27 protein-coding genes, 1 tRNA gene and 1 pseudogene are annotated in these 24,058 nt (G+C 65.0%); 18 read left to right on the forward strand and 11 right to left on the reverse strand.

Annotated elements, in window-relative coordinates; genetic code table 11:
* Positions 1–31: 31 nt before the first annotated feature.
* The 5 genes from GTK09_RS18030 to GTK09_RS18050 all read right to left on the reverse strand — a co-directional run bounded on the left by GTK09_RS18030 (position 32) and on the right by GTK09_RS18050 (position 4,731).
* A complete protein-coding gene (locus GTK09_RS18030; RefSeq protein ID WP_163464870.1) occupies positions 32–1,126 on the reverse strand; it encodes a DNA polymerase III subunit delta' in 1,095 nt (364 codons plus the stop codon).
* Between the two features lie 10 nt (positions 1,127–1,136).
* A complete protein-coding gene (gene tmk / locus GTK09_RS18035; protein WP_163464871.1) occupies positions 1,137–1,817 on the reverse strand; it encodes a dTMP kinase in 681 nt (226 codons plus the stop codon).
* A 20-nt stretch (positions 1,818–1,837) separates the two neighbouring features.
* The gene (locus tag GTK09_RS18040) at positions 1,838–2,977 is read right to left on the reverse strand and encodes a D-alanyl-D-alanine carboxypeptidase family protein (RefSeq protein ID WP_376768012.1); all 1,140 of its coding nucleotides are present in this window, start codon (positions 2,975–2,977) and stop codon (positions 1,838–1,840) included.
* A 212-nt stretch (positions 2,978–3,189) separates the two neighbouring features.
* Positions 3,190–4,332 (reverse strand): septal ring lytic transglycosylase RlpA family protein, encoded by a 1,143-nt coding sequence (locus tag GTK09_RS27855; RefSeq protein WP_163464872.1) that lies wholly within the window; start codon positions 4,330–4,332, stop codon positions 3,190–3,192.
* 120 nt (positions 4,333–4,452) lie between these two features.
* Positions 4,453–4,731 (reverse strand): hypothetical protein, encoded by a 279-nt coding sequence (locus GTK09_RS18050; RefSeq protein WP_163464873.1) that lies wholly within the window; start codon positions 4,729–4,731, stop codon positions 4,453–4,455.
* A gap of 97 nt (positions 4,732–4,828) precedes the next feature.
* Between GTK09_RS18050 and GTK09_RS18055 the strand changes: the two genes are divergently transcribed.
* The 6 genes from GTK09_RS18055 (at position 4,829) to GTK09_RS18080 (ending at position 8,805) form a co-directional block, all read left to right on the forward strand.
* Positions 4,829–4,918 (forward strand) — tRNA-Ser (locus tag GTK09_RS18055).
* 582 nt (positions 4,919–5,500) lie between these two features.
* Positions 5,501–6,079 carry a DsbE family thiol:disulfide interchange protein gene (locus GTK09_RS18060; RefSeq protein ID WP_123194461.1) on the forward strand — a complete coding sequence of 193 codons (579 nt, stop codon included), beginning with the start codon at positions 5,501–5,503 and terminating at the stop codon, positions 6,077–6,079.
* A 110-nt stretch (positions 6,080–6,189) separates the two neighbouring features.
* Positions 6,190–6,597: a TlpA disulfide reductase family protein gene (locus GTK09_RS18065; protein ID WP_312869919.1), complete on the forward strand. Its 408-nt coding sequence runs from the start codon at positions 6,190–6,192 to the stop codon at positions 6,595–6,597.
* 115 nt (positions 6,598–6,712) lie between these two features.
* Entirely contained in the window at positions 6,713–7,414 is a 702-nt protein-coding gene (locus GTK09_RS18070) for a cytochrome c biogenesis CcdA family protein (RefSeq protein WP_203561098.1), read from the forward strand.
* A gap of 4 nt (positions 7,415–7,418) precedes the next feature.
* The gene (locus tag GTK09_RS18075) at positions 7,419–8,033 is read left to right on the forward strand and encodes a class I SAM-dependent methyltransferase (RefSeq protein ID WP_123194464.1); all 615 of its coding nucleotides are present in this window, start codon (positions 7,419–7,421) and stop codon (positions 8,031–8,033) included.
* Between the two features lie 112 nt (positions 8,034–8,145).
* On the forward strand, positions 8,146–8,805 hold the full coding sequence (locus tag GTK09_RS18080) for a cation diffusion facilitator family transporter (protein ID WP_197717488.1): 660 nt from the start codon (positions 8,146–8,148) through the stop codon (positions 8,803–8,805).
* On the opposite strand, the gene GTK09_RS18085 is transcribed toward GTK09_RS18080, so the two are convergent.
* Genes GTK09_RS18085 through GTK09_RS18095 form a run of 3 tightly spaced genes read right to left on the reverse strand, consistent with a single transcriptional unit; the run spans position 8,789 to position 11,229 of the window.
* Positions 8,789–10,036 carry a cytochrome P450 gene (locus GTK09_RS18085; protein ID WP_163464874.1) on the reverse strand — a complete coding sequence of 416 codons (1,248 nt, stop codon included), beginning with the start codon at positions 10,034–10,036 and terminating at the stop codon, positions 8,789–8,791. The two genes, GTK09_RS18080 and GTK09_RS18085, sit on opposite strands and share 17 nt — an antisense overlap.
* Before the next feature lie 3 nt (positions 10,037–10,039).
* A complete protein-coding gene (gene lspA / locus GTK09_RS18090) occupies positions 10,040–10,540 on the reverse strand; it encodes a signal peptidase II (RefSeq protein WP_123194466.1) in 501 nt (166 codons plus the stop codon).
* Positions 10,537–11,229 carry a cation efflux transmembrane domain-containing protein gene (locus tag GTK09_RS18095; RefSeq protein ID WP_246217984.1) on the reverse strand — a complete coding sequence of 231 codons (693 nt, stop codon included), beginning with the start codon at positions 11,227–11,229 and terminating at the stop codon, positions 10,537–10,539. Before GTK09_RS18095 ends, lspA begins: the two co-directional genes overlap by 4 nt.
* A 218-nt stretch (positions 11,230–11,447) precedes the next feature.
* On the opposite strand from GTK09_RS18095, the gene GTK09_RS18100 reads away from it, so the two are divergent.
* The 4 genes and pseudogenes from GTK09_RS18100 (at position 11,448) to GTK09_RS18110 (ending at position 14,003) form a co-directional block, all read left to right on the forward strand.
* The gene (locus tag GTK09_RS18100; RefSeq protein WP_123194468.1) at positions 11,448–11,792 is read left to right on the forward strand and encodes an ArsR/SmtB family transcription factor; all 345 of its coding nucleotides are present in this window, start codon (positions 11,448–11,450) and stop codon (positions 11,790–11,792) included.
* 213 nt (positions 11,793–12,005) lie between these two features.
* A pseudogene (locus tag GTK09_RS28165) lies at positions 12,006–12,170 on the forward strand (rhodanese-like domain-containing protein); the annotation flags it as partial.
* 29 nt (positions 12,171–12,199) lie between these two features.
* The gene (locus tag GTK09_RS27535) at positions 12,200–12,379 is read left to right on the forward strand and encodes a rhodanese-like domain-containing protein (RefSeq protein WP_197717489.1); all 180 of its coding nucleotides are present in this window, start codon (positions 12,200–12,202) and stop codon (positions 12,377–12,379) included.
* Between the two features lie 193 nt (positions 12,380–12,572).
* Entirely contained in the window at positions 12,573–14,003 is a 1,431-nt protein-coding gene (locus tag GTK09_RS18110) for a multicopper oxidase family protein (RefSeq protein WP_246217985.1), read from the forward strand.
* A gap of 243 nt (positions 14,004–14,246) precedes the next feature.
* Here the strand turns inward: GTK09_RS18110 and GTK09_RS18115 are convergent, their stop codons facing one another.
* Genes GTK09_RS18115 through GTK09_RS18125 form a run of 3 tightly spaced genes read right to left on the reverse strand, consistent with a single transcriptional unit; the run spans position 14,247 to position 16,404 of the window.
* Positions 14,247–14,630 (reverse strand): ParB/RepB/Spo0J family partition protein, encoded by a 384-nt coding sequence (locus GTK09_RS18115; RefSeq protein WP_163464876.1) that lies wholly within the window; start codon positions 14,628–14,630, stop codon positions 14,247–14,249.
* A complete protein-coding gene (locus GTK09_RS18120) occupies positions 14,627–15,952 on the reverse strand; it encodes a recombinase family protein (RefSeq protein WP_163464877.1) in 1,326 nt (441 codons plus the stop codon). The genes GTK09_RS18115 and GTK09_RS18120 overlap by 4 nt, the downstream gene beginning before the upstream one ends.
* Positions 15,949–16,404, reverse strand: a complete 456-nt coding sequence (locus tag GTK09_RS18125) for a DUF2924 domain-containing protein (RefSeq protein ID WP_163464878.1) — start codon at positions 16,402–16,404, stop codon at positions 15,949–15,951. The genes GTK09_RS18120 and GTK09_RS18125 overlap by 4 nt, the downstream gene beginning before the upstream one ends.
* 394 nt (positions 16,405–16,798) lie before the next feature.
* Here GTK09_RS18125 and GTK09_RS18130 point away from each other — a divergent pair, with 394 nt between their 5' ends.
* From GTK09_RS18130 to GTK09_RS18165, 8 genes are all read left to right on the forward strand, one after another.
* Entirely contained in the window at positions 16,799–18,973 is a 2,175-nt protein-coding gene (locus GTK09_RS18130; RefSeq protein ID WP_163464879.1) for a hypothetical protein, read from the forward strand.
* Between the two features lie 76 nt (positions 18,974–19,049).
* The gene (locus GTK09_RS18135) at positions 19,050–19,295 is read left to right on the forward strand and encodes a hypothetical protein (RefSeq protein WP_163464880.1); all 246 of its coding nucleotides are present in this window, start codon (positions 19,050–19,052) and stop codon (positions 19,293–19,295) included.
* 99 nt (positions 19,296–19,394) lie between these two features.
* Positions 19,395–20,105, forward strand: a complete 711-nt coding sequence (locus GTK09_RS18140) for an RNA polymerase sigma factor (RefSeq protein ID WP_163464881.1) — start codon at positions 19,395–19,397, stop codon at positions 20,103–20,105.
* 96 nt (positions 20,106–20,201) lie between these two features.
* Positions 20,202–20,396 (forward strand): hypothetical protein, encoded by a 195-nt coding sequence (locus tag GTK09_RS18145; protein ID WP_163464882.1) that lies wholly within the window; start codon positions 20,202–20,204, stop codon positions 20,394–20,396.
* 38 nt (positions 20,397–20,434) lie between these two features.
* Complete coding sequence (locus GTK09_RS18150) at positions 20,435–20,731, forward strand: hypothetical protein (protein ID WP_163464883.1); 297 nt, start codon at positions 20,435–20,437, stop codon at positions 20,729–20,731.
* Positions 20,731–21,606 (forward strand): ATP-binding protein, encoded by an 876-nt coding sequence (locus GTK09_RS18155; protein ID WP_163464884.1) that lies wholly within the window; start codon positions 20,731–20,733, stop codon positions 21,604–21,606. The genes GTK09_RS18150 and GTK09_RS18155 overlap by 1 nt, the downstream gene beginning before the upstream one ends.
* A gap of 101 nt (positions 21,607–21,707) precedes the next feature.
* Positions 21,708–22,331: a hypothetical protein gene (locus tag GTK09_RS18160; RefSeq protein WP_163464885.1), complete on the forward strand. Its 624-nt coding sequence runs from the start codon at positions 21,708–21,710 to the stop codon at positions 22,329–22,331.
* 14 nt (positions 22,332–22,345) lie between these two features.
* On the forward strand, positions 22,346–24,034 hold the full coding sequence (locus GTK09_RS18165) for a DEAD/DEAH box helicase (protein ID WP_163464886.1): 1,689 nt from the start codon (positions 22,346–22,348) through the stop codon (positions 24,032–24,034).
* Positions 24,035–24,058: the final 24 nt, after the last annotated feature.

Raw genomic sequence — 24,058 nt, forward strand, 5'->3', positions numbered from 1 at the left:
GGCAGATAGTGCATTCGCAGCCGGGGCTCAATCAATCCCGGAAGGCAGCGGCCGCGTCGCGCGCGTGACGGACGCGAAACGCTGCTTTCAGCGCGAAGAGCCGGCTGACGGTGGTCATCGCCATCTGCTTGCGGTCGAGATTGAAGGCGGCCGCCTCGGCGAGCCGCCGCGATTCGTCCTGCCAGAGTTCGGCATGGGCGGCGGCGGCGGCGAGATCGCCCGCCTCCAGCTGCCGCTCGCTCTCGCGGGCGATGGATGCGAGGAGCCCGGCGAGGAAGAGATCGTAGGAAGCCTCCCTGCCCTTCAGCGTCAGCTGGTCGATCAGCGCCATGATGGCGTTGACGTCGGCTTCGTGCGCGGCGAGCAGCCGGTCGAGCGTCTGGCCGATCTCGACGCCGCCATGGGTCGCCAGCATCAGGGCGTGACGCACGCTGCCTTCCGCCGCCGAAACGATCGTCGTGGCTTCGCCGGCATCGAGGCCGTGGCCGAAGGCCGCCAGCGCCCGTCGCATGTCGCCCGCGTCGAGCGGCTGGAACCGCGCCACACGGCAGCGCGAGCGGATGGTCGGAAGAAGCCGTCCCGGCGTGTGGTTGACGAGCAGGAACAGGGAGCGCGCCGGCGGCTCTTCGAGCAGCTTCAACAGCGCGTTGGCGGCGCTGCGGTTGAGGTCGTCGGCCGGATCGACGATGGCGATGCGCCAGCCCTCGCGGGACGCCGTCGCGTGGAAGAAGCGGCCGAGCCGGCGCACCTCCTCGACGGTGATCTGCGTGCGATAGCCGGTGCCCCGCTCCACCGCCGGGCGGGTGATGTGAATGAGCCCGGGCAGCGATCCGACGGCGATCTGGCGGAACACCGGGTCGTCGGTGTCGAAGCCGATGGTGGCATCGCCGTCCCCGATCGTCGCCGCCCCACCGAGCAGCCGTGCCATGGCGAAGGCTGCCGTCGCCTTGCCGATGCCGGCCGGCCCCTGCATGAGCCAGGCATGGTGCATGCGGCCCGAACGCGCCGCCTCGACCATTTCGGCGAACACCTCGCGATGGCCGAAGAGCTGCGGCGTCACGAAAGGCTGCGGAACGCCGTCGAGTTCGTCGTGGGTCGCGTAAGCGTCGATCGCCGGAACGTTCATCGTTGCCGGCTCACCGGCTCTGGCCGATCTTCAGCGAACGGTCGATCGCCTCGAAGCGCTTGGCCTCCAGCCGGTCGTCGACGATGGCCCCGATCTCCGCGGCGACCGCCTCGACGGGCCGATTGCCGTCGACGACGACGCAGCGCTCCGGCTCCTCGGCGGCAATCCTGAGAAACGCCCGCCGGCGCTCCTCCTGGATGGTCGCGTCGTCCTTTTCGAAGCGATCCGCATTGGCGGTGCCACGGCGCTTGCGGGCCCTGTCGCCGCCGATGTCAGCCGGAACGTCGAGGATGATCGTCAGATCCGGATAGGTGCCGGCGAGCGCCGCGCGCTCCAGGCGTTCCATCAGCCGCGTATCCTGCTCGCGCCCGGCGAACTGGTAGACCCGGGTGGAATCGTGAAACCGGTCGCACAAAACGACGTCGCCGCGCTCGAGCGCCGGACGGATCAACTCCCCGACGTGATCGGCCCTCGCCGCGGCGAACAGCACCGCCTCCCAATCGGGGCCCAGTTCCTCGGCCATGCCGGAGAGGATGATGTGACGGACGGCTTCGGCTCCGGGCGAGCCGCCGGGCTCGCGGGTGATCACCACCTCATGGCCGAGCCCCCTCAGATGCGCCGCGAGGCGCGCGATCTGCGTGGACTTGCCACTGCCCTCGCCACCCTCGAATGTCACCAGATATCCGCCCACGCCCGTCCAACGCCCTTTCGTCAAAACCGCCGCAGCCAACCGAGTGCGAGCTCGCTGGCCGCGCCCATGGCCCGATCCGGAAAGCTGCCGGTCTCGACAGTCCGCCCAGCGACCAGCGGCGCGCTCAACACTGCCTCGCCATCGACCAGGATGTCGAGACGAGCGACCTCGGCGCCCTTCTCGACCGGAGCCGCGAGAGGACCGTCATATCGGATTCTCGCCGCAACGCGTTCGCCCTCCTGCCGCGGCAAAAGCGCCGTAATCTCCTCGGGCGCCGCGAGCGGGACGCGTCCCGCCGTGCCGCCGAAGACCTCGGCAGCCCCCACCACCGCGCCCTTACGATAAAGCCGGCGGATTGCAAAGGACTGGTCGGCCCAGTCGAGCTGGCGCTGCGCCTCCTCCGAACGCTCCTTCGCCGTGGCAAGGCCGCTCATGGCGAGATAGGTCACCCGGTCGTTGCGGTCCGTCACGCCCAGAAGCGCGTAGCCGGAAGCCTCGGTATAGCCGGTCTCCATGCCGTCGGCGCCGATGCCCATCTTCAGAAGCGGATTGCGGTTCCGCTGGAAGATCTTGTTCCAGGTGAAGTCGGGCTGCGAATAGATTTCGTAGAGCTCCGGATGGGCGCTCCGGATGTGCCGCGCGAGAATGACGAGATCGCTGACCGTGACGTGCTGGCCCTCGGCCGGAAGGCCGGTCGGATTGACGAAGTGCGAATTCTTCAGGCCGAGTTCGCCGGCCCGACGGTTCATCAATTCGGCAAACGCCTCCTCCGAGCCAGCCATTCCCTCCGCAAGCGCGATGCAGGCGTCGTTGGCCGACTGGACGATGGCGCCGCGAACGAGGTTTTCCACCGACACGCTCGACTTCACGTCGGCGAACATCGTCGAGGTGCCGGAGGGCGCCCCGCCGGTGCGCCAGGCATGGGTGCTGATCGGAAACTCGGTGTTGAGCGACAGCTCGCCGGATGCGATCGCCTCGAAGACCACTTCCATGGTCATCATCTTGGCGAGCGAGGCCGGCGGAAACGGCGCGTCGGGATTCTTCTGGAGAAGAATCGTGCCGGTCTCGCCGTCGACCAGCAACACCTCCTTGGCCTTGGTCTCGATTGCCGGCTTCGCCGCGTCCTGGGCCATGACGGCCGTGGGAACGCAGACCAGCATCACGGCTGCGGCGATCGCCGCGCCGATGGCGCGTCTGTCGAGGCTCCAACGTCGCCGAAGAGGCGCTCCGGAGCGGCGGAAGGCGGTGGCGTTCGTCATCGCCTCAGTTATCGCTGGGCAAGCTCGAGGCGCAAGCGTCGGCGGACACCCATCACGCGATCGAGAAGAACTGCCGCGGTCGAGGCTGTGCCGATGCTCATCGGCAATGGCCATCAGTCGCGGACGACGAAAGCGTCCCTTGCGCCGACCTGCCAGAGCCGTCGCAACAGCCCGTCGGCATCGGCACCGGCCTCGACGACGATCTTGGCGGTCCGGCTATCGGCGCCGTCATCGACGGTCAGCGTCCCCTCGCCCCGCGCAACGGCGCCGACCCGCGCCAGCAGCGCATCGTCAATCAGGCCGAGCGCGATCGTTTCGGCTTGCTGGCCGTTGTCGGAAGCGTCGGGTGCCGGGCGCGGAAACGCGGCGAACTTCTGCAGGGCACCCGCCGCGCCGTTGCCCCGGCGCTCTTCGGCGAAGGAGTTGCGGAACAGCGAAGCGGCGAAGCTGTCGCCGGCATTGGTCGGCCGACCTTGCGGTACCGGCGCTCCCGGCGCCTGAACGCCGGGAAGCTCTTCGCCATAAGCATTGGCGACGGCGAGCCGCTCGGTCGCGCTGCGCGACTGCGCCGCGGCCATCATCATGCTGTCCGGCGTCCGCGTCGTCGTGGCGCCGCCGTCGCCCGGCTGGAAACTCGCCATCAGCATCTTGGTATCGTCGCCGTCGACCGGTGCCCGGCCGACATATTCGACCTTCACGTCGGCCGTGCCCGCGGACTTGAAGCCGAGGAGCTCGGCCGTCTCGGCGGAGACGTCGATCTCGCGGCCATGGGCGAACGGGCCGCGGTCGTTGATCCGCACCATCACCTTGTTGCCATTCTGCATATTGGTGACCATCGCATAGGACGGCAGCGGAAAGGTCTTATGCGCCGCCGAAAGGTGGTGCATGTCGTAGATCTCGCCATTGGCGGTCAGCCGGCCATGGAAGTTCGGCCCGTACCAGGAGGCTTTGCCGGTCTTGACGTAGCCCGGCTGGTCCTTCGGGTAATACCACTTGCCGCGAACCTTGTAGGGCTTGCCGACCTGTTCCCGGCCGCCGCCCTTGGGAACCCGCTTCAAGGTGGTGACGCGCGGGCTTGCCGGCACACCGAAGGTCTTGCTGTCGAACTTGACCGACGTCGACAGCTCGGCCAGCTGTTCCAGCGGCGACTCCGCCTCCGATCCCGCCCCCTGACATCCCGAAAACACCAGCGAACCCGCCAGGCCGATGATCGTCAAGCCGGCCGCACGCCGACCGACGCCCCCACTCTCCTGCATGACACCCCCGCCATTCTTCGTTCTTGGTTTTGCCGTCCTCGTGATCAAAAAGTGGCGTCCCCACGCCTTCTTTCCGTTCCGATCACGGCTTTGAAACGAGGATGTAACAAAAGCCCTCGATCAGGCAATGCCAGGATCGTTAACGCTTTGAACAGGTTGAGCGGGCGGGACGGCTTGACTGTTGCCATCGGGTGACGCCCCGATTTCGCGCGTCGCCAGCCGCCACCTTTCCACAGAAATCCGCCCCGGCCCGGCAAAAGCTTGATTTTCGGTAATGAATCCGGCCGAGAGCGACGATGGGTCGAGCAGTACTCCCTCCGGCAAAAGATGGCGTGATTGCGGCAAAATCCTCATTTCGGCCATGTTTGTCTGTGGCCAGACCTTGTCCGAACCGTGCATCACGAATTGTTACAAGCAGCGTTTCGCGAAAACGACAGGTGGTCCGGGGTTCGTCGTCTTGCCTATCCGGTATCGAGGCGGTTACGACAGGCACACCGGATGGGTGTCCGAGCGGTTTAAGGAACCGGTCTTGAAAACCGGCGTGCGGGAGACCGTACCGTGGGTTCGAATCCCACCCCATCCGCCACTTGCCCTCGCGAAAGCGTTCTCCTGATCCGGCTGCGGCGGGATTTTCTCGTTGTTTTCGAGGGTTATGCGGGACGGGCTGAGCACTGACCCCGGCGCCAGGTGGCCCGGAAGCGGTCTCTGAAGGCCGATATTCTCCGGACCTGATGACTGCGCGGGTTTGGTGAATTGTTTGCAAGTATCTGGAGCTGGAAGGTTTTTTCTAGGCGGAAGCTGAACACTTCGACGTCGGTGGCACTCGCCGAGACGGAACAGAGATCGAACTATCGCCAGCGATCGTGTGCCCAGTTCAGCCAGAACATTCGCCACTGACTATACCCGATTAGCGCTTTTGCGTCCGTTCGCTGCGCCCCGCGCAAACGGCCTGGTCGCGGACGAAGGGGCCGTTCAAAGAACTGAATTCAACGACATCTTCAGATACCGACCTCTCGCTGATTTCATATGAATCTAAACAGTAAGTATGGCTCGGGTCTGCGAAGCCGGGGCAAAGCCCTCCCCAACGCTCGGCATTGTGATCGGCGACGGTTTGCTTCATATCAGTAGACGCTGATACCTTATTCCTTCCAAGTATTGACGGCAGGCTATGAGTTCGAAGGATAACCAGGAAAAGCGGCGGCGGAGGGGGCGGCTGCTTGCGCTCTTGCCACTGGCGGTGTTCGGCCTGCTGGGTGCGGCCTTCTATTGGGGCCTCTGGAACAACGACGACCGGTTGCCCTCGACGCTGATCGGGAAACCGATCCCGGAGTTCGCGCTCCCGCCCATCGAAGGGCGGCAGGACGGCCTAGCGTCGGCGAACCTGCAAGGCCAGGTTTCTCTCGTCAATGTCTGGGCGTCGTGGTGCGTCCCCTGCCGCACGGAGAACCCGCTTCTCGTCGACCTGGCCGAAGCGGGCACCGTTCCGATCTACGGTATCAACTACAAGGACGATGCCGAGGAAGCGCTGGGTTTCCTCGACGAGCTCGGCGATCCCTTTACCCGCATCGGCGCGGACCGATCAGGCCGCGTTGCGATAGACTGGGGCGTCTATGGAGTGCCGGAAACATACATAATCGATGCCGAGGGGCGCATTGCATACAAGCATGTCGGCCCCTTTGATCAGGCCTCGCTTGAGGAGGACATTCTGCCGGTCGTGCGCCGGTTGCAGGCGGAGAGCGACCCGTGAGGCGACGTGACGTCCTTGCCGGAGTCTTGGCGCTTGCGGCAAGCCCTGCCTCCGCCCGACCACCGATCCCTAATCACGGGACTCCGCGTGAGCTCCTGTCGCCGCCTTTCGTGGATGGAGATGGACGGGATCTGACGCTGGCGGACTTCGAGGGACGTGTCGTGCTTCTGAACATTTGGGCGACCTGGTGCCCGCCTTGTCGCGAGGAGATGCCGACGCTCGACGCGCTGCAAGCGCGCCTCGGCGGATCGGATTTTCATGTTCTGCCGCTGTCGATCGATCGGGCCGGTCTCGAACCTGTGCGCCGCTTCTACCGAGAGACCGGCATTCGCAACCTCGATCTCTATATCGCGGAGGATACGCGCGCGATGCTGGCCTTGGCCGTGGTGGGCCTGCCGACAACGATTCTGATCGACCGCATTGGGCGCGAGCGCGGGCGCCTCGCAGGCCCGGCCGAATGGAACAGCCCCGAAGCCGTTGCGCAGATAAGCGCTCTTATTGACGAACGTAAGCAATAGGACATGGAAAAGCACGACGACCGCGCCAGCCGTTCCGCTCCGTGCGCACACGTGGTGGCGGTCTACCGATCAGTTTGGAGATGTGGATGTGATTGAACTTTCCGCTCTTGGACTAATGGCGGCATTGCTGGCCGGTGCCGTTTCCTTTCTGTCGCCCTGCGTGCTGCCGCTCGTGCCCGGCTACGTATCCTACGTTGCCGGACGTACGGTCACCGGCAGTGCAGCGCCTTCGAAGGGGCGGGCCGTCTGGCTCAGCTTCTGTTTCGTCCTTGGCTTCTCCACGATATTTATCGCGCTTGGGGCCTCTGCCACCGCGCTCGGTCAGGCGCTGCTGCAGTGGCGCTACGAACTCAACCTCGTCGGCGGCGCGATCGTGATCCTGTTCGGTCTGTTCATGATCGGGGCAGCGCGCCTGTCGGCCATGGAGCGCGACCTGCGTTTTCATCTCGACCTGCCGGGCGGGCAACCGGTCGCCTCCTACGTGCTCGGACTCGCCTTCGGTTTCGGCTGGACACCGTGCATCGGGCCGATCCTCGGCGCCATCCTAACCGCCAGCGCGACAAGCGCGACGATTGGCGAGGGCGTCGCATTGCTTGCCGTCTACTCGGCCGGCCTTGGGATCCCGTTTCTGGTCGTCGCGGGGTTCACCGACAGTATTGCCGGCAGGCTGCGCGGCATCGGTCGTTGGGGTCGCCGCCTGCATCAGGCTGCGGGCGGCGTCATGATCCTGATGGGCCTGGCGATGATGACCGGGCGGTTGAGCGCACTGGCCTACTGGCTGCTGGACACCTTCCCTGTCCTTGCGCGGATCGGGTGAACAGATGCGACTGTACGAGAAACATATCCTCCCTCGGCTGACGCATCTGGCGATGGGCCAGGATCAACTTCTTCCCTACCGGCGCCGCGCCGTCTCCGGGCTGCATGGACGTGTGCTGGAGATCGGGATCGGCTCGGGCCTGAACCTTGCGCTCTACCCCGAGGCCGTGCGTCAGATCATCGGTGTTGACCCGTCGCCCGAACTCCTCTCTCGGGCCGCGCAAACCTCCCATGGCCTGATGCCCGCGGCCGAGATCATCGAGGGCGTGGCCGAAGCATTGCCGCTGGAGGATCGCAGCGTCGACTGCGTCGTCGCCACCTGGGCGCTCTGCAGCGTGTCGGAGCCGGAGAAGGCGCTCGCCGAGATCCGGCGCGTTCTCAAGCCGGACGGCATCTTCCGCTTCGTCGAGCATGGTTTGGCGCCGGAGCCCGGTGTCCGGCGCTGGCAGCGCTGGCTCACGCCCGTCTGGAAACACTGCGCCGGGAACTGTCACCTTGACCGTCCAACGGCCGGCTTGATCGAGACAAGCGGCTTCCGAATGGAGCGGCTCGACACCGGCTACGCGACAGGTCCGAAGCCCTTGGTTTTCATGTATGAGGGGCAAGCTCGCCTCTACTAAGGAAGCTTGGAAAAAGAACAACATCGGCTTTCGATTCGTGGCGCAACACTAATGGCAAGGCAATCAATTCTCGCCTCGAACTTTGGCTGCAGGCTCCGCCTTATGAGGTATTATGAGTAGTCAGCAAGATAACCGGCAGGCCAATCTGACGCGCGGCATCCGCGTCGAGATCGCCAGCCTCGTCTACAACATCATCGAGGTCGTCGTATCCGTCACCGTGGGACTTCTGACCGGCAGCGCGGCACTGGTAAGCTGGGGTCTCGACAGCACGGTCGAGGCCACCTCGGCCGCGACACTGATCTGGCGCTTGAAGGGGGAGAAAGACGGTGCCGAAAAGCGCACGGTCCTGCACCGCAAGAAGGTCGCGCTCTACGTGGTTGCCTGTGCCTTCTGGATCGTTGTCGCGGCGATCCTCTACGAGGCGGTCTCCGCCTTCCTCTCGCAGAAGGCGCCGGGCTTCAACTGGTGGGGTATCGCGATCCTGGGTGCTTCGCTCGTGGTCAACCCGTTCCTCGCCTGGGGCAAGTATCGCTATGGCAAACGGCTCGATGCGCCCGCCCTGAAGTACGATGCCAAGGACACCATGATCTGCCAGTATCAGACAATCGTGGTGTTGGCCGGGATCGGTCTGACGCAATGGATGGGCTGGTGGTGGGCCGATCCGGTCGCGGCGCTTCTGATCGTGCCCTACGTTGCGTGGGAGGCGTTCGAGGCCACCAAGGATGCGCGGTCGGTCGATCCGGACGACGCCGAAGCTACTGCCGACGCCTGACGTTGCGCATGATGAACCGGGATTTAGGCATGGGCGGCAGTTCTCCGGTTTCCAGATCCAGATCCTGATCCGGCACTTCGTAGTCGATGGCGTTCACCAAGAAACTGCAAAACGCCTTCATCTGGCTGATCGCGATCCACTCGCCCGGACAACGGTGGTTCCTGTGGTGATCACCACCGCCCTGCGGAATGAAGTCGTAGGGGGTGACCTCCCGATCGTGAAACCGCTCGGGCCGGAACTCTTGCGGCGCGTCCCACGAGCGAGCGTCGGTATTCGTACCGTAGAGGTCGAGCAGAACCCGGTGTCCTTTGGTAAAGCGATATCCGCGCCACTCGAAATCGCTCTTCACCCGTGCCGCGACCGCGGGAAAGAACGGATACAGACGGCGGACCTCTTGCACGAAAGGTTCGAGCTGTCCCTCGTCATCCTTCAGCTTTTGCCGCCACTCGGGATTCCGATGCAGGGCATGCGCCGCCTGGGCGATGAACGCAGAGACCGCGACGATCGGGCGTACCACGTTCAGAAGCTCCACGGCGGCAACCTTGGAGGTCAGCAGCTCCCCGTTCAGATCACGCCAGGTCGCGACGATATGGGCAGCGCTTTCCTGTGCCGGCCGGAGGCTTCCGTCGCGCACCCGCTCGATGATGCCGGCCGCCCAACGCTCCGCGCGATGCCGCGCCAGACGCGCGCCCCAGTGCTTCCAGCCGACCGCCCCGGCGTCCTGGAATAACGCCGTCATCTGCGCCGTCCGCGTCTCGACCTCCGCTTCGGGAAGCGGCACGCCCGACCAGGCACAGGCGGCTCTGGTGAGGATTTCGCGCACTTCGTCGTAGAGAACGACCTTCTCCGCCGCTTGCCAGTCCCGTGCGTAGCGGTCCAACAAATCCCGCGTCCTGTTTTCGAGAGCTTCGATCCGCTCCGACGCCATGAGTGATATGAACATCCGCTTGCGATGACGGTGGGCCTCGCCATCGAGCCCCTGGATGCCCTTTTCGCCGAGCAGGGTTTTCTGGATACGCTTCGGCATCGAGCCCGCGCGCACGAGCCCATCTTCGGAATAGAAGACCTCGGCTGCTGCGGCACCGGTCATGCAGATCGTCTTCTGCAACAGGATGCGGGTCTCGAACAGGTCGCCTTCAAGATCGCGGCATGTGTCCGGAATGAATCCATATGGGTTGCGCAGCAGGGCGAGCGTGCTGTCGATGCCCTTTGCGGATGGAATGCTGGACATCGATTATTTCCCCGTAACGTTTTCTTCTCGGTGGTTACGTTCGGGCTTGTTCTTCGCCGAGCGGAAGCTGTCCCAGAACAGCAGGGCCGCACCGCAGAAAATCGCCACATCCGCGAGATTGAAGGACGGCCAGTGGTATGATCCGTAATGGAAATCCAGAAAGTCCGGGACGGCCTGATAGCGCAGGCGGTCGAGGACATTTCCGAGCGCGCCTCCGATGATCAGACCGAGGGCCGCACCCGTCAGCCTGTCCGGCGCGCGCCACAACCAGATCAACAGCCATCCAACGATCACGCCAGCAAGCGCGATGAGGCCCCACCACGGTACGACCCCGCCGAGTATACCGAAGCTGACCCCATCGTTCAGAACCCGCACGAGGTTCAGAAAGGGTAAAACCTCGACCCCGCTCTCAAGCGCCGGTGTGCTAAGGGCAAGCGCCTTGGTGCCCTGATCGAGACCAAGCGCTGCGATCGCGCAGAGCCCGCCCAGAACGCGGCTATTCATGCCGCCGCCTTCAGATCGGCCCGCGCATCGCGAATGATCGCCCAAGCGGAGTGCAGGAACAGTCCGGCGATACCGAAGGCGACGATAAGGTCGGGCCACGCGCTGCCCAGCCACGCTACGAGACCGGCGGCGATGACGACCGCCGCATTGCCGATGGCGTCGTTGCGCGAGAATAGCCAGACGGCCCGCATGTTCGCGTCGCCCTTGCGGAACCGCAGCAGCGGCAGAACGGAGACGACATTGACGACAAGGGCGATCATGCCGAGCAGGCCCATGAGACCTGCATCCGGCGTCGTCCGTTCGAAGACCCGGACGATCGTCGTGCCGAGGACGCCAAGACCGAGGAGCCCGAGGAAAATGCCCTGGATCAGGGCCGACCGAGCCCGCCAGGCGAGGCTCCAGCCAATGGCCAGCAGGCCGAGGAAGGTGATCGCGCCATCGCCGATGAAATCGAGCGCATCGGCCTTCACGGCCTGTGATCCGGCGATGAATCCGCCGATCATTTCAAGGACGCCGTAACCCACGTTCAGGATCACGACGATCCAGAGAGCGCGTCGGTAGGCCGGATCCTGATGAGCCGGATTCGGCGGAATATCTCCATCGCCCTCGATCCGGTCGAAGCCGTAACCGGTCACCGCAACGGCCTTTTCGATATCTGGCAGGCGCGCCTCGGAGGCGTTCAGTGTCATGATGTGCGTTGCGGCCGACACCTTCACATCGTCGGGCGCTACTCCGGCCGACTGCGCCGCCCGTTCAATCTGCGCGGCATCCTTTGCGCAATCCATACCGGAAACCCGGTAACGGAAGGGCGGGGCATCAGCCGTCGATCCGGCTCTTTCGGTGTTGGCCATGGTCGCGCTATTCCTGCTAGGATGAATCGAAGAACAACATATCAGCGAGGAGTGATATGGTGCAAATCGTCGATGACCGCAAGAGCGCGACCATCGAGCGACGGGCGAAATTGTTCCGCGGCTTCGCGGACCCGAGCCGCCTGGCCATTCTCGGTGCACTTTGCAATGAGCCATTGGCCGTTCACGAGATCGTCGAGCGGACGGAACTATCGCAACCCAACGTCTCCAACCACCTGAGGTGCCTGCTGGACTGCGGGCTTGTCGCCAGCGACCGCGATGGGCGCTTCATCCGCTACCGTATCAGCAGCCCGCGCATCACGGTCCTTCTGAGCGATGTGGACGCACTTCTCGACGTGGTCGCGGAAGGCGTTGAGGCGTGTGACAATTATCGTGGGGCGTAAAAGGTCGAATTTTGACCGGCACACGCAGCATCGCGAACCTTAGCGCTTTGTCGGCACAGCTTGCCGACAAGTAGAACAGTCGGTTCGCGATCGCCACGCCAGTCCGATCCTTGAGCCTCATAACCCGACTAGAATACCGCCCCCTAGCAACACATAGGCGATCATGGCGAGCCAGAATAGCACCTTCTCGACAGCGCCGCCGGTCGAAAATCAATGAGAGACCTCGTCGCGGACGCAAGACTGCGCGTCGATGGGATCAATCCCACTGACGCTCATCGGGCGATGGGGCGTGGCGATGTCATTTTCGACGTGCGCGAACCGGCAGAGCTGGAGAGCGAAGGCGCAATTGAAGGCGCGGTTCACATTCCGCGCGGCCTGGTCGAAGCGCAGGCCGATCCGACACCTGCGTGGCGAACGAGGCTCTGGCCGCGCAGCGCGATGGCGAGGGCCGTGTTCACGCTCTCTGTGCGTCCGGCGCGAGCGCGGCCCTTGCCGCCGACAGCCTGCGCCAGATGGGCTATGGCACCACCGTGATCGAAGGCGGTCTGGCGGGCTGGAAAAAGGCGGACCTGCCGCTTCGCGCCTGACACTGATACAAACGCTGAAGCGATGTTTTCCGGGCCTCGGCTGGGAACGACGCAACCCTTTTAATGACGGAGTATCACTATGAGACGCCGAAAGTTTCTTACCCTCGCCGCAGCCTCCCTCGCGACCCCTGCACTTAATATCAGCCGGGCGTGGGCCGCCGAGCCCGGCGCGCCCTTGCGGATACCGGAGGTCATGGAGATCGGCCCCGGCGCAGGCAACACACTCGATGCGATACGCGGAACACGCGACTTCATCGCAGGCGCGGCGTCGGAAACCTGGGGCTACTCGCAGGATTACCTCGGGCCGCTGCTGAGGTTCCGGCGCGGGCGCACCGCAAACATAAGTGTCACGAACCGTCTCGATGAACCGATCACGGCTCACTGGCACGGCATGCACGTGCCGGGCTATCTCGACGGTGGGCCGCAACTTGCTTTCGGCCCGGGCGAGACTTGGGCGCCGGAATTACCGGTCGATCACCCGGCGGCAACGCTGTTTTACCACAGTCATGTTCACGGGCGAACAGGCCCGCAGGTCTATCGCGGGCTGGCGGGCATGATTGTCATCGACGACCCCGAGATCGACGATCCGCTGCCGCACGACTATGGCGTCAACGATTTTCCACTCATCGTGCAGGATCGACGCTTCGACCGGTCAGGCCGCGTGACCTATAGTCTTGGCATGATGGACCGGATGCACGGGTTCCAAGCGGACCAGATCCTCGTCAACGGTGTGATCCGTCCCAAGCTTACAGTTCCGGCGGGTCTGGTACGCCTGCGTATCCTGAACGCGTCGAATGCGCGCGTGTACGATTTCCGTTTCACCGATGGCAGGCAATTCCACCAGGTCGCGAGCGATGGCGGCCTACTAGATCGCCCGCTGGCCATGGCCAGCCTCCAACTCAACGGCGCCGAACGGGCCGAGATCGTGGCCGATTTTTCGGACCGGTCACCTGTCTCTCTCGCCTCGCGCGACATCGGGATGGGTGGCATGATGAACGAGGGCACGATGGGTGACAGGGGCGGCTCCATGATGATGGGCGATAGAGGCATGATGGGAGATCGCGGTAGGATGGGCGACCGCGGTATGATGGGGATGGGTGGAAACAGTGGTGCGCCGATCGAGATCATGTCGTTTGATGTGGGCGCAGCTGCGCCCGCCGGCCCCACCCGCCTACCCACCTCGCTGCCTTCGGATGCGCCCGCACTCGGCGATCCAGTCCGCAGGCGCAATTTCACCCTCAACATGCACACCGGGGGTATGATGCGCGGCGGCATGATGGGTGGCGACGGTCAGACGATGGGGATCAACGGCGAACCTTACGTCATGGATCGCATTGATGAGACCATCCGCGCAGGCGAAACCGAGCTTTGGCGCATTAGTACCGACATGATGATGCGGCACACGTTCCACGTTCACGGGACTTCTTTTCGGGTCGTGAGTCAGAACGGACGACCGGTCGACTCAGCGCGGATCGGTTGGAAAGACGTTGTTCGTGTGCAGGGCTCGACCGAAATCCTGCTGAGGTTCGACAAGCTGGCTTCGGAAGAGACGCCATTCATGTATCACTGCCACATCCTCGAACACGAGGATGCGGGCATGATGGGACAGTTTACGGTCACATAACAGGACCCCACCCGCTCGACACCGGGTGTCGTCAAGAGCTTACGTCTTCTTGCGGCGTTCTATCAGGTGTCGGTGTCGCCTTGTTGAAACGCATTACGGAGTATGTCTAGACCCGAACGGAGAACACCTCGCTAAGCTGCGGGTCCGCCGAAGCGGCCGTTCAGTCGCTCGGCAGCATTCGTCAAAAAGGGGCTCAGGTGCAGTCGATTGCCGCACAGATCACGAACGGCCGTTCTCGCTGTTTCAACCAAGGTGTTCGGTCTGGATCGCCCACTCCACTGGAAATGGCTCGAGCACTCGCGCCAGCGTGACCTCCGGCCCCTGCTTCCCGTTTAGTATCGCTTCGACGATGTCGGGGGCGAGCAAGGTCAGGCGCAGGACGCGTGTCATGTAGGAGGGCGCGATCCCCTCGCGTTCGGCAAGTTCGGCGATGGTGGCATACTCACCAGACTCCAGCATCCGCTTCCAACGAAAAGCGCGGGCCAGCGCCTTGACCAGTGAGCTGTCGGCCCTGTGCGGCTGGGTGGCGCCCTCCGGCAACTGCATTTCCTTCCGGCCGCCGCGCTTCACAATGCGGAACGGCACGTGGAGCGTCACCGTCTCAGGGATCGGCGTCGCGCGGGTCATGCTGCTGCGCCCATATCGCCGGCCAGCATCTCGCGCGCGAGGTAGCCGAGGCCGTCAATGCGCAGACGAACGTTCAGCCCGCCCTCTCCAATATCCACACGCTCGACCAGCAGCGCCACGATGCGCGTCTGCTCTGCGGGGAAGAGTTCGTCCCACAGCGGATCGAAGTGCTGCAGGGCCGCGCGGGCGTCTTCCTCGGTGATGTCGTCGGCATTGGCGCGTGCCGCCTTCCGTGTCCCGGCCACGATCTCGGGTTGGCGGAACACTGCGCGGAGCTGATCAATGACGGCGGTTTCGATCTCACCAGCCGAGACACGGCCCACGGGACACGATCCGGCGCCGTGCTTCAGCACCGTCTGGCTGACATAGTAGCGGTACAGTCGGTCGCCCTTCCGGGTGTGCGTCGGCGAGAACGCGGCGCCATCGGGCCCGAACAGCAGCCCCTTCAGCAACGCCGGGGTCTCGGCGCGGGTGCGCGCGGCGCGCTTGCGCGGGCTCTCCCGCAGGATGGAATGCACCCGGTCCCATGTCTCGCGGTCGATGATCGCATCGTGCTCGCCGGGGTAGCTCTCGCCCTTGTGGACCGCCTCGCCGATGTAGGCGCGGTTGTTCAGCATCCGGTAGAGGTACTTCTTGTCGATCCGGTTGCCGCGCGGCGTGCGGATGCCGCGCTTGGCCACCCCGCGCGCCAGTTCCGTCCCCGAGCCAATCTCGAGGAAGCGCGCGAAGATCCAGCGGACGTGTTCGGCCCGTTCCTCGTCGATGACCAGCTTCCGGCTCTCGACGCGGTAGCCATAGGGCGGCACCCCGCCCATCCACATGCCCTTCTTTCGGCTGGCGGCGACCTTGTCGCGGATGCGCTCGGCCGTCACCTCCCGCTCGAACTGCGCGAACGAGAGCAGGATGTTCAGCGTCAACCGGCCCATGGACGTAGTCGTGTTGAAGGACTGGGTGACCGAGACGAAGGTCACGCCGTTCCTGTCGAACACCTCGACCAGCTTGGCGAAGTCGGCAAGCGACCTGCTGAGGCGGTCGATCTTGTAGACCACCACCACGTCGACCAATCCGTCCTCGATATCCTCCTGCAGCCGCTTCAATCCGGGCCTGTCGAGCGTCCCGCCCGAGATCCCGCCGTCATCATACTGATCGCGGACCAGCACCCAACCCTCGGAGCGCTGGCTGGCGATGTACGCCTCGCAGGCCTCGCGCTGTGCATGCAGGCTGTTGAACTCCTGCTCCAGCCCTTCCTCGGAGGATTTCCGGGTGTAGACCGCACAGCGCAGCTTGCGGACGACCTTCGATTTTTCCGGCGGCTTCGTCATGTCCGCCCCCTGTGGTTCTTCAGGCCAAAGAAGGTCCATCCGTTCCAGCGCGTGCCGGTGATGGCGCGGGCGATGGCGGACAGCGACTTGTAGGGCCGCCCCTGCCACTCGAAGCCATCGGCGGTGACTGTGACGATCTGCTCGACACCCTGCCACTCGCGCAGCAGCCGTGTGCCGGTGATCGGGCGGTCGCGATCGGCGCGGATACCGCGCTTCTTCCGGTCGCCGCCGTCGAGTTCCTCGCCCAGCCGTTCAAGCCGCCGGATCGTCTCGGGTTTCAGCCCGCCATAGGCGAGTTCTTGGATGCGATACGCGATGCGGCTTTCGAGATAGCGGCGATTGAAGGGCGGCGGCTCGCTATCGAACAGGTCGCGCCACTGTTGCTTCAAGTCGGGCGTCGGCGTGGTCTTGAGCGCGGCCAGGCGCACGGGGATGGGATCGGGCTTGTTCATGCATTTCTCCGGTGAGTTGGAGTTGCATGACGGCATTGGTCGGGCGGATAGTGTAGGCAACGTTCTCCAGTATCGTCAGATACTTCGCCCTTCTCCCGCATGCGCAACCGAACCAGCCCGAGCGCCAGCAGGCCGCACAGCTCAGTGCGGCGTTCTGCGGGCGTCATCTGGTCGGGCGGCAGCGGATTGGGGCGTTTCATGCGGGGCGGGTCCGGGCTGCAGGGGCTTCATCCGTAAAAAGCCACCTGCCGCGCGGGATCGGGACAGCGCTCCAGAAACGATCATGATGGATACCACTGCCGCTTCAGGTTGCGCTTCGGTCTTGTTTTGTTCGGTTGAATCGTCAGACTGGCGTTCCGCAAAGTCTAGTGAGGGCAGCAAGTAGGAGGGCCAGGTGGCTAGGTCATTGTTTCGCGGGGCGCCGGAGCTTTCGCGCCTGTTTATTGAATCTCCAATCCAATTGATCAGCGAATTTCTTTCGCACTCGCAGTTTTCGGTATTCCTAAGCGATGCAATGGCCGCTGTGCCCGCCGATGCTGAAGATCAGATCCGCACCGAAAGAATGGCGGAAGCTCTGAAGGCTCTGAAGAGTGACAGAATTAACCTGATCGAGATCGAGGCCCGTCGCGTCATGCTGATGACCGACACGACGCCTGATGCGATGCTCCGTCGGCTCGCCGAAGACCCGCGCTTCGCTGCGAAGGAAGGGTTGAAGGGGCAGCGCGACGCGGTCGCCAGAAGCCTTTGGGCTTACCTCCATGCCATAGCACTGTTCGAAGCCGCTGAGCGTGCGATGCAGGTGCGGGTCTACCGCGAGCATGGAACGCTATACGAGGCGTGGTCGATAGATGCCTCAATTCCCCTAGCGGCAGCGGGTGTCGACCATGATGCGCTCTCGAAAGAGATCGCCGAGCGCCTGCAGCATGACGATGGCTGTAAAGTGGAGGCTGTCGACCTACCCGCCGAAAACGGTGAGAGTCAGGACGTCTTGCTGGCTGTGACCTTCTTCGGCGCCTATGCGAGCCAGAAAACCGTCCAGCCGGACAAGTCGACGAAGCTGCTCTATTTCCGCCCACCTGATGAGATGCTGCTGGTCTATTCGCATGCCCGGCGACGGATCGAGGTGTGTTCGCGCGACAGGGTGGAACGCAAGATCGTCGCCAATCTGTTCGCCGCAGATACTCTGAAGCACGACATTTCGAACAAGCCCCTGACCCAGAAGACTTACAACCTCTCTCGCTTCCGAAACTCGCTCAAGCTGCCGATACCCGATGAAGAAGCGCATCGGGTCAAGAAGGCAGGCATCATCGAAGTTCAGGTCGCGCTGGGCGACTGGTCTCGGAAGGTGACCCTCAGTGTCGCGCCGGAGGACGACATCGACGCGATCGCGAGGAGCGTCTTCGGGGCGATCATCCCGAAAGCGGGCGGCGGCTATGTCACGAAGGTCCGCTTCCGGATCGAGCATGTGGACGGGCGCGGGCGAAAAGGTGTCCTTCAGTTCGACGTCTTCGGAAGGAACAAGTCGAACATCCAGAGCGAACGGGACCCCGCCAAGCGAGAGCTGGGCTACGATCTCCTCGAAGCCTGGGGTGTGCTTGAACGCATAGGCGACCTTTCGAAGCCGCAGCGCAAGGAGAAGCTTCCGCAGCTGTTGACGCTCTACGACCTCGCTTCCGAGAAGGCGTCCGGCCAGAACCTCGATGAACTTGGTGTTGCCGCCGACGAGTTGACCGGCGCCGGTTTCCTGACACGCAAGGGATGGTCGGATGTCATCCTGTTCGAGGACGATGAGCTTGGTGAAGTCGTTCACAACGTCGAGCGGGACGGCACGAGCGACGAGGCCACGCTGACGCTGGTCGAAGGCGGAACGGGGTCGACGGTCCCGGCAGAGGATGTCTCCGAGTACGAGATCCGTTTCGATTACCTGCGAGATGCGCTGCGTGACTTGCTCAAGCCGATGGGCCTGAAAGGTCGCGTGCGGGAACTCGCCGATCATCTCCATCAGTTGGGTGTCGCGACCATCGGCCTGGCCGAGGCGCCGATCTACCTCGCACGGGCGACATCGGTCGACAAAGTGCTTGATGCGTCCGACCGCCTCGCCCGGGGCGAAGGCAACCGAATTCGCGGGATCGTCTTCGTGCCACAGGACGTGCGGTTTCCCTATTTCGGTTGCCATGTCGTCCTGAGCCTCAGAGATCATGTCGATGCCGATACCGGCATGATCGACGCGGATGCGGTCCGCTCCTCCTATGAGGCTGCGATCGATCCGGCTGCGCGCGGAGCCGCTGTGCACTTCCGCAGGCAAGACGATGGCGCCGCTCAGATCACCGTTCCCGGTCAGGATCCGTGGATCGTCACTGGCGCGAAAAAAGTGAAGCTGTTCGAGCGTCTCTACATGGCTCACCGTGATCGGGAAGGCGGTGTGAAGCTCGCGGTTTTGAAGACGTACGCCGGGTTTTCTCAGCTGCCTCAGTTGTTTGGCGATGAATGGGATGAGGTGAACAACCGGTACCTGTATTCGCCCCGGCATGGCCACTGGGCCCTTTGCGAGGAACCCATCTCCGTTTGATCTCCGTTTGGGGGGTCTGACCATCTCCGATTCGGGCCGTCACTAGGGGTGCTCACTCAGTCAGAGGAGCACCCCGATGCCGACTCCCTTCCCCTCGCGCCAGGCGGCCCAGACGAGCTGGTCCGGCGCCGCGAACACCAAGCTCACCACCTCCAATGCGGAATGGCGCTGCACGCGCTGTGACAAGCTGCTCGGCGTCAGCCGGGACGGCCGCATGCACCTGCGCTTCGCGCGGGGGCACGAGTATCTCGTGGGCTTCCCGGTTCAGGCGACCTGCCGGGGCTGCGGCACGCTGAACCACGCGACCGCACCCGCGCGCTGACGCGCGCATCCACCCAACCCCCTGAAATCGCAGAGACGCGCGACGTCCTGACCTGGCCACGAGAAGGCGCCGGACGCCTGGCCGCAAGGCAGGCGTCCGATGTCCTTCGCGTGGCACGAGATCCGTGATCACCTCATGCATTCATCCTCCAACCTTCACTTTCAGCGCAGTTTCGACGCCATCCGGCGTGCGCAGGCCGCCCTCGCGCCGTTCCGCGATCCGGCGGCCCTGCTGGACGGGCTGCACCGCACGCCCGGCGATCAGGGCCAGAAGAACGTGATCCTCTCCGCGCTCGTCAGGGCGGCGCAGGGCGACGGGCCCGCGTCCGACTGCGCTCTGACGCTGCTGTTGCTGGCACTCTGGCCCGGCCTCGACGCCATCCGCCGCCGGTCGATCTGGCGCAGGATCGGCACCGCCGACGAGATCGCGTCCGACGTGCTGGCGCGCACCACCGAGGCGGTCCGCGGCCTCGACCTCGGGCGCGTCAACTGGATCGCGGCCACGGTGCTTCGGAACGTCGAGCGCGACATGATCCGCGTGCGCCAGCGCGACACGGCGCGCGAACATCTCGCCAGCAGCGCCGATCCCGATGAAGTGGCGGACAGCGGCGACAGCGGGATCGGCGCGGCCGGATACGCGCGGCTCAACGGCGCCGTGCGGAAGCTGCTCGGCGACGACGCCCTGCTGGTGATCCGCGTGGCGATCGAGGGCTTCTCCCAGGCCGAGGTCGCCGTCGAACTGGGCCTGACCGAGGCCGCCGCCCGCAAGCGGTACCAGCGCGCGATGCGCCGGCTGCACGCCGCCCTCTAGGAAATCCCCTGAACGGATGTCCCGATCCGGTCCCGCCATTGGCTTTTCCCATTCGAGCGCCCCGAGCGCCTTCCCTCCAACCGAAAGCAGACACGCATGAACCGCACTGCCGATCTGTCGCTCGAGGATTTCAGGCGTCTTCCGGGGCTCTATCGCCGCTGGGAGCTGACCGAGGTCTGCGAGCCCAACCGCAACTATCAGATCGAGGACGCCGGCATGCACGCCGACGGGACGCCGCTGCTGGCGATCTACGTCGCCGAGCCCGCGCCCGACGTCCGCGAGGCCGCGTGATGCGCCTCCTCGATCACATCATCTCACGGAGAACCGCCATGCCGGACCAGCCGGACGACATCACCCGTCTTCGCAAGGCGAGCTACGCGCTCGAAGACCTCCCCGAAACCATCGCCTTCCCGCAGCGCGCGGGTGACGAGCCGCGCGAGCCGCTACCGGTCGTCGAGGCGACCGTCGACGAGATCGCCTTCGCGATCGTGGAGGCGGAGCGCGAGAGCTCGGCCGCCTACCGCCGCGCCGATGCGCTGAAGCGGCTCTACAAGCTCGCCCGCGAGGCGGGGTGCATCGGCGCAGATCGCGCCGCCACGGCGGTGATGAAGAAGGAGGGCCAGTGATGGCCCTTCCCATCATCGGCGCCGACGAACGGCTCGCGCAGCGCAAGGGCATCAAGGGCGTCATCTTCGGCCGGTCCGGCATCGGCAAGACCAGCCTGCTCTGGACGCTGAACGCCTCGACCACGCTCTTCCTCGATCTCGAGGCTGGCGACCTGGCTGTCGAGGGGCTGGAGATCGACACGCTCCGGCCCCGCACCTGGAAGGAATGCCGCGACTTCGCGGTGTTCATCGGCGGGCCGAACCCGGCGCTGCGCGAGGACCAGCCCTACAGCCAGGCGCATTTCGACGAGGTCTGCGGGCGCTACGGCGATCCGGCGGTGATCGAGAAGTACGAGACGGTTTTCATCGATTCGATCACCGTGGCCGGGCGGCTCTGCTTCCAGTGGTGTCGCGGCCAGCCCGAGGCTTTCTCGGAGAAGACCGGCAAGCCCGACATCCGCGGCGCCTACGGGCTGCACGGCCGCGAGATGATCGGGTGGCTGACCCATCTGCAGCACACGCGCGGCAAGCATGTCTGGTTCGTGGGCATCCTCGACGAGCGGCTCGACGACTTCAATCGCAAGGTCTTCCAGCCGCAGATCGATGGCTCGAAGACCGGGCTCGAACTGCCGGGCATCGTCGATCAGGTCATCACCATGGCCGACATCCCGGACCCGGGCGGCCAGCCGCAGCGCGCCTTCGTCTGCCAGACGCTGAACCCTTGGGGCTATCCGGCCAAGGACCGCTCGGGCCGTCTCGACATGGTCGAGGCCCCGCATCTCGGCCGGCTGATGGAGAAGATCCAGCGCCCCGCGGCGCCTGCCTCCGAACGCCTGACCTGGCCGCCGGTGACGCCCGCCGATCCCGCGCCCGCGCAGGAGCCCGGCCATGGCTGAGCGCCTCTCGCCACGCCCGGTGTCCCGATCCGGTCGCCGGGGTGGCTTTTCCCTTCTGACGCCGCTGCGCGTCCCATCCTCCAACTGAAAGGAGCCGCGCAATGTCCGGACCCTGGAACGACTTCAACTCCGCCCAATCGAACACCAACGTCATCCCGAAAGGCACGCTCGCCAAGGTGCGGCTCACCCTGCGCCCGGGCGGCTTCGACGACCCCTCGCAGGGCTGGACCGGTGGCTGGGCGCGCCGCGCCGCCACCGGCGCCGTCTATCTCGACGCCGAATACACGGTGCTGGAAGGGCCCTATGCCCGCCGCAAGGTCTGGTCGCTGATCGGCCTCTACAGCCCCAAGGGTCCGGACTGGGCCAACATGGGGCGCGGCCTGATCCGCGGCATCCTCAACTCGGCGCGCGGCGTGTCGGACAAGGACAACTCGCCCGAGGCGCAGGCCCGCCGCCGCATCAACGGCTTCGGTGATCTCGACGGCGTCGAGTTCGTCGCCCGCATCGACATCGGCACCGACACCAACGGCGAGGACAAGAACGAGATCCGCGCTGCCGTCACGCCCGATCACCGCGACTACGCAGCGCTGATGGGCGCGGTCGCGCCGCAGTTCACCGCCGCCCCGGCCCAAGGCCATTCCCCGCAGCAGCCCTCCACGGCCACCCAGCCCAGCCAGCCCGCGTCCGCCCCCGGTGCCGCCGGTCGGCCGAGCTGGGCGCAGTAAAGGGGAGATCGGCCATGCGCCTGCGCCCCCGCCAGAAGACCTTCGTCGAGCGCAGCGTGGCTGCGCTCGCTTCCCGCGGCAACACGCTGGGCGTGGCGCCCACCGGTGCGGGCAAGACCATCATGCTCTCGGCGGTCACCGGCGAGATGATCGCAGACGGCGCGAAGGCCTGCGTGCTCGCCCATCGCGACGAGCTGACCGCGCAGAACCGCTCCAAGTTCCAGCGCGTGGTGCCGGGCGTCGCCACCTCGGTGATCGACGCCACGGAGAAGTCCTGGGGCGGCCAGGTCGCCTTCGCCATGGTGCCGACGCTGGCGCGCGCCTCGAACCTCGCCGACATGCCGCGTCTCGACCTGCTCGTCGTAGACGAGGCGCACCATGCCGTCGCCGACAGTTATCGCCGCATCATCAACCGGGTGCGCGAGGTCAATCCCGACGCCCGCATCTTCGGGGTCACGGCGACGCCGAACCGTGGCGACAAGAAGGGCCTGCGCGAGGTCTTCGACAACGTGGCCGACCAGGTGCGGCTGGGCGAGTTGATCGCCTCGGGCCACCTCGTCCCGCCGCGCACCTTCGTCATCGACGTGGGCGTGCAGGACGAGCTGCGTTCGGTCCGCAAGACCATGGCGGATTTCGACATGGCGGAGGTGGCGGGCATCATGGATCGCGCCCCCGTCACCGACGAGGTGATCCGCCACTGGAAGGAGAAGGCGGGCGACCGGCAGACCGTGGTGTTCTGCTCCACCGTCGCCCATGCCGAGCACGTCACCGACGCCTTCAGGGCGGCGGGCGTTTCCGCCGCGCTGATCCACGGGGATCTGGCGGCCGAGACCCGAAAGGCGATCCTCGCCGACTACGCGGCGGGCGACATCCGCGTCATCGTCAACGTGGCGGTGCTGACGGAGGGCTGGGACCATCCGCCCACTTCCTGCGTCGTGCTGCTGCGCCCCAGCTCCTACAAGTCCACCATGATCCAGATGGTCGGGCGCGGCCTGCGCACCGTCGACCCCGAGGAACACCCCGGCATCGTCAAGACCGACTGCGTCGTGCTGGATTTCGGCACCTCAAGCCTGATCCACGGCACGCTGGAACAGGATGTCGATCTCGACGGCAAGACCGAAACCGGCGAGGCGCCGACCAAGACCTGTCCGGCCTGCGAGGCGGAAATCCCGCTGGCCGCCACCGAATGCCCGCTCTGCGGCGAGGCTTTCCCGCGCGAGGATGAAGGCGCTGGTGAAGGTGGTGGCACCGCGCCGCTGTCGGGCTTCATGATGACGGAAATCGACCTGCTGAAGCGGTCCAGCTTCGCGTGGGTCGACCTCTACGGCACGGACGACGCGCTGATGGCCACGGGCTTCGCGGCCTGGGGCGGCATCTTCTGGCTGGACGGGGTCTGGTACGCCATCGGCGGCGCGAAGGGCGAACGCCCGCATCTGCTGGGCGTGGGCGAGCGCACCGTCTGCCTCGCGCAGGCTGACGACTGGCTGAACACGCACGAGACCGACGAGAGCGCCTTCAAGACCCGTTCCTGGCTCCGCCAGCCGCCGACCGAGAAGCAGCTCCAGTACCTGCCGCCCGAGTGCCGCCATGACTTCGGCCTGACGCGCTACCGCGCCTCCGCGCTGATGACCTTCGGCTTCAACAAGCGCGCCATCCGCCAGCTGATCGACACGGCGGCCTCTCCCGAACGGAGGGCTGCATGACCCATGCCCACATCCACCCCCATC

The sequence above is a fragment of the Jiella pacifica genome (assembly GCF_010500815.1).
In the GTDB taxonomy this organism is placed as follows: domain Bacteria; phylum Pseudomonadota; class Alphaproteobacteria; order Rhizobiales; family Rhizobiaceae; genus Jiella; species Jiella pacifica.

Excerpts from the sequence above, each read along its gene's own strand:
- GTK09_RS18030 (WP_163464870.1), bottom strand. The coding sequence starts at position 1,126 with ATGAACGTTCCGGCGATCGACGCTTACGCGACCCACGACGAACTCGAC.
- GTK09_RS18040 (WP_376768012.1), bottom strand. The coding sequence starts at position 2,977 with ATGCTGGTCTGCGTTCCCACGGCCGTCATGGCCCAGGACGCGGCGAAG.
- GTK09_RS27855 (WP_163464872.1), bottom strand. The coding sequence starts at position 4,332 with ATGCAGGAGAGTGGGGGCGTCGGTCGGCGTGCGGCCGGCTTGACGATC.
- GTK09_RS18050 (WP_163464873.1), bottom strand. The coding sequence starts at position 4,731 with ATGCACGGTTCGGACAAGGTCTGGCCACAGACAAACATGGCCGAAATG.
- GTK09_RS18060 (WP_123194461.1), top strand. The coding sequence starts at position 5,501 with ATGAGTTCGAAGGATAACCAGGAAAAGCGGCGGCGGAGGGGGCGGCTG.
- GTK09_RS18070 (WP_203561098.1), top strand. The coding sequence starts at position 6,713 with ATGGCGGCATTGCTGGCCGGTGCCGTTTCCTTTCTGTCGCCCTGCGTG.
- GTK09_RS18075 (WP_123194464.1), top strand. The coding sequence starts at position 7,419 with ATGCGACTGTACGAGAAACATATCCTCCCTCGGCTGACGCATCTGGCG.
- GTK09_RS18080 (WP_197717488.1), top strand. The coding sequence starts at position 8,146 with ATGAGTAGTCAGCAAGATAACCGGCAGGCCAATCTGACGCGCGGCATC.
- GTK09_RS18085 (WP_163464874.1), bottom strand. The coding sequence starts at position 10,036 with ATGTCCAGCATTCCATCCGCAAAGGGCATCGACAGCACGCTCGCCCTG.
- lspA (WP_123194466.1), bottom strand. The coding sequence starts at position 10,540 with ATGAATAGCCGCGTTCTGGGCGGGCTCTGCGCGATCGCAGCGCTTGGT.
- GTK09_RS18095 (WP_246217984.1), bottom strand. The coding sequence starts at position 11,229 with ATGACACTGAACGCCTCCGAGGCGCGCCTGCCAGATATCGAAAAGGCC.
- GTK09_RS18100 (WP_123194468.1), top strand. The coding sequence starts at position 11,448 with ATGGTGCAAATCGTCGATGACCGCAAGAGCGCGACCATCGAGCGACGG.
- GTK09_RS18110 (WP_246217985.1), top strand. The coding sequence starts at position 12,573 with ATGGAGATCGGCCCCGGCGCAGGCAACACACTCGATGCGATACGCGGA.
- GTK09_RS18115 (WP_163464876.1), bottom strand. The coding sequence starts at position 14,630 with ATGACCCGCGCGACGCCGATCCCTGAGACGGTGACGCTCCACGTGCCG.
- GTK09_RS18120 (WP_163464877.1), bottom strand. The coding sequence starts at position 15,952 with ATGACGAAGCCGCCGGAAAAATCGAAGGTCGTCCGCAAGCTGCGCTGT.
- GTK09_RS18125 (WP_163464878.1), bottom strand. The coding sequence starts at position 16,404 with ATGAACAAGCCCGATCCCATCCCCGTGCGCCTGGCCGCGCTCAAGACC.
- GTK09_RS18135 (WP_163464880.1), top strand. The coding sequence starts at position 19,050 with ATGCCGACTCCCTTCCCCTCGCGCCAGGCGGCCCAGACGAGCTGGTCC.
- GTK09_RS18140 (WP_163464881.1), top strand. The coding sequence starts at position 19,395 with ATGTCCTTCGCGTGGCACGAGATCCGTGATCACCTCATGCATTCATCC.
- GTK09_RS18145 (WP_163464882.1), top strand. The coding sequence starts at position 20,202 with ATGAACCGCACTGCCGATCTGTCGCTCGAGGATTTCAGGCGTCTTCCG.
- GTK09_RS18150 (WP_163464883.1), top strand. The coding sequence starts at position 20,435 with ATGCCGGACCAGCCGGACGACATCACCCGTCTTCGCAAGGCGAGCTAC.
- GTK09_RS18155 (WP_163464884.1), top strand. The coding sequence starts at position 20,731 with ATGGCCCTTCCCATCATCGGCGCCGACGAACGGCTCGCGCAGCGCAAG.
- GTK09_RS18160 (WP_163464885.1), top strand. The coding sequence starts at position 21,708 with ATGTCCGGACCCTGGAACGACTTCAACTCCGCCCAATCGAACACCAAC.
- GTK09_RS18165 (WP_163464886.1), top strand. The coding sequence starts at position 22,346 with ATGCGCCTGCGCCCCCGCCAGAAGACCTTCGTCGAGCGCAGCGTGGCT.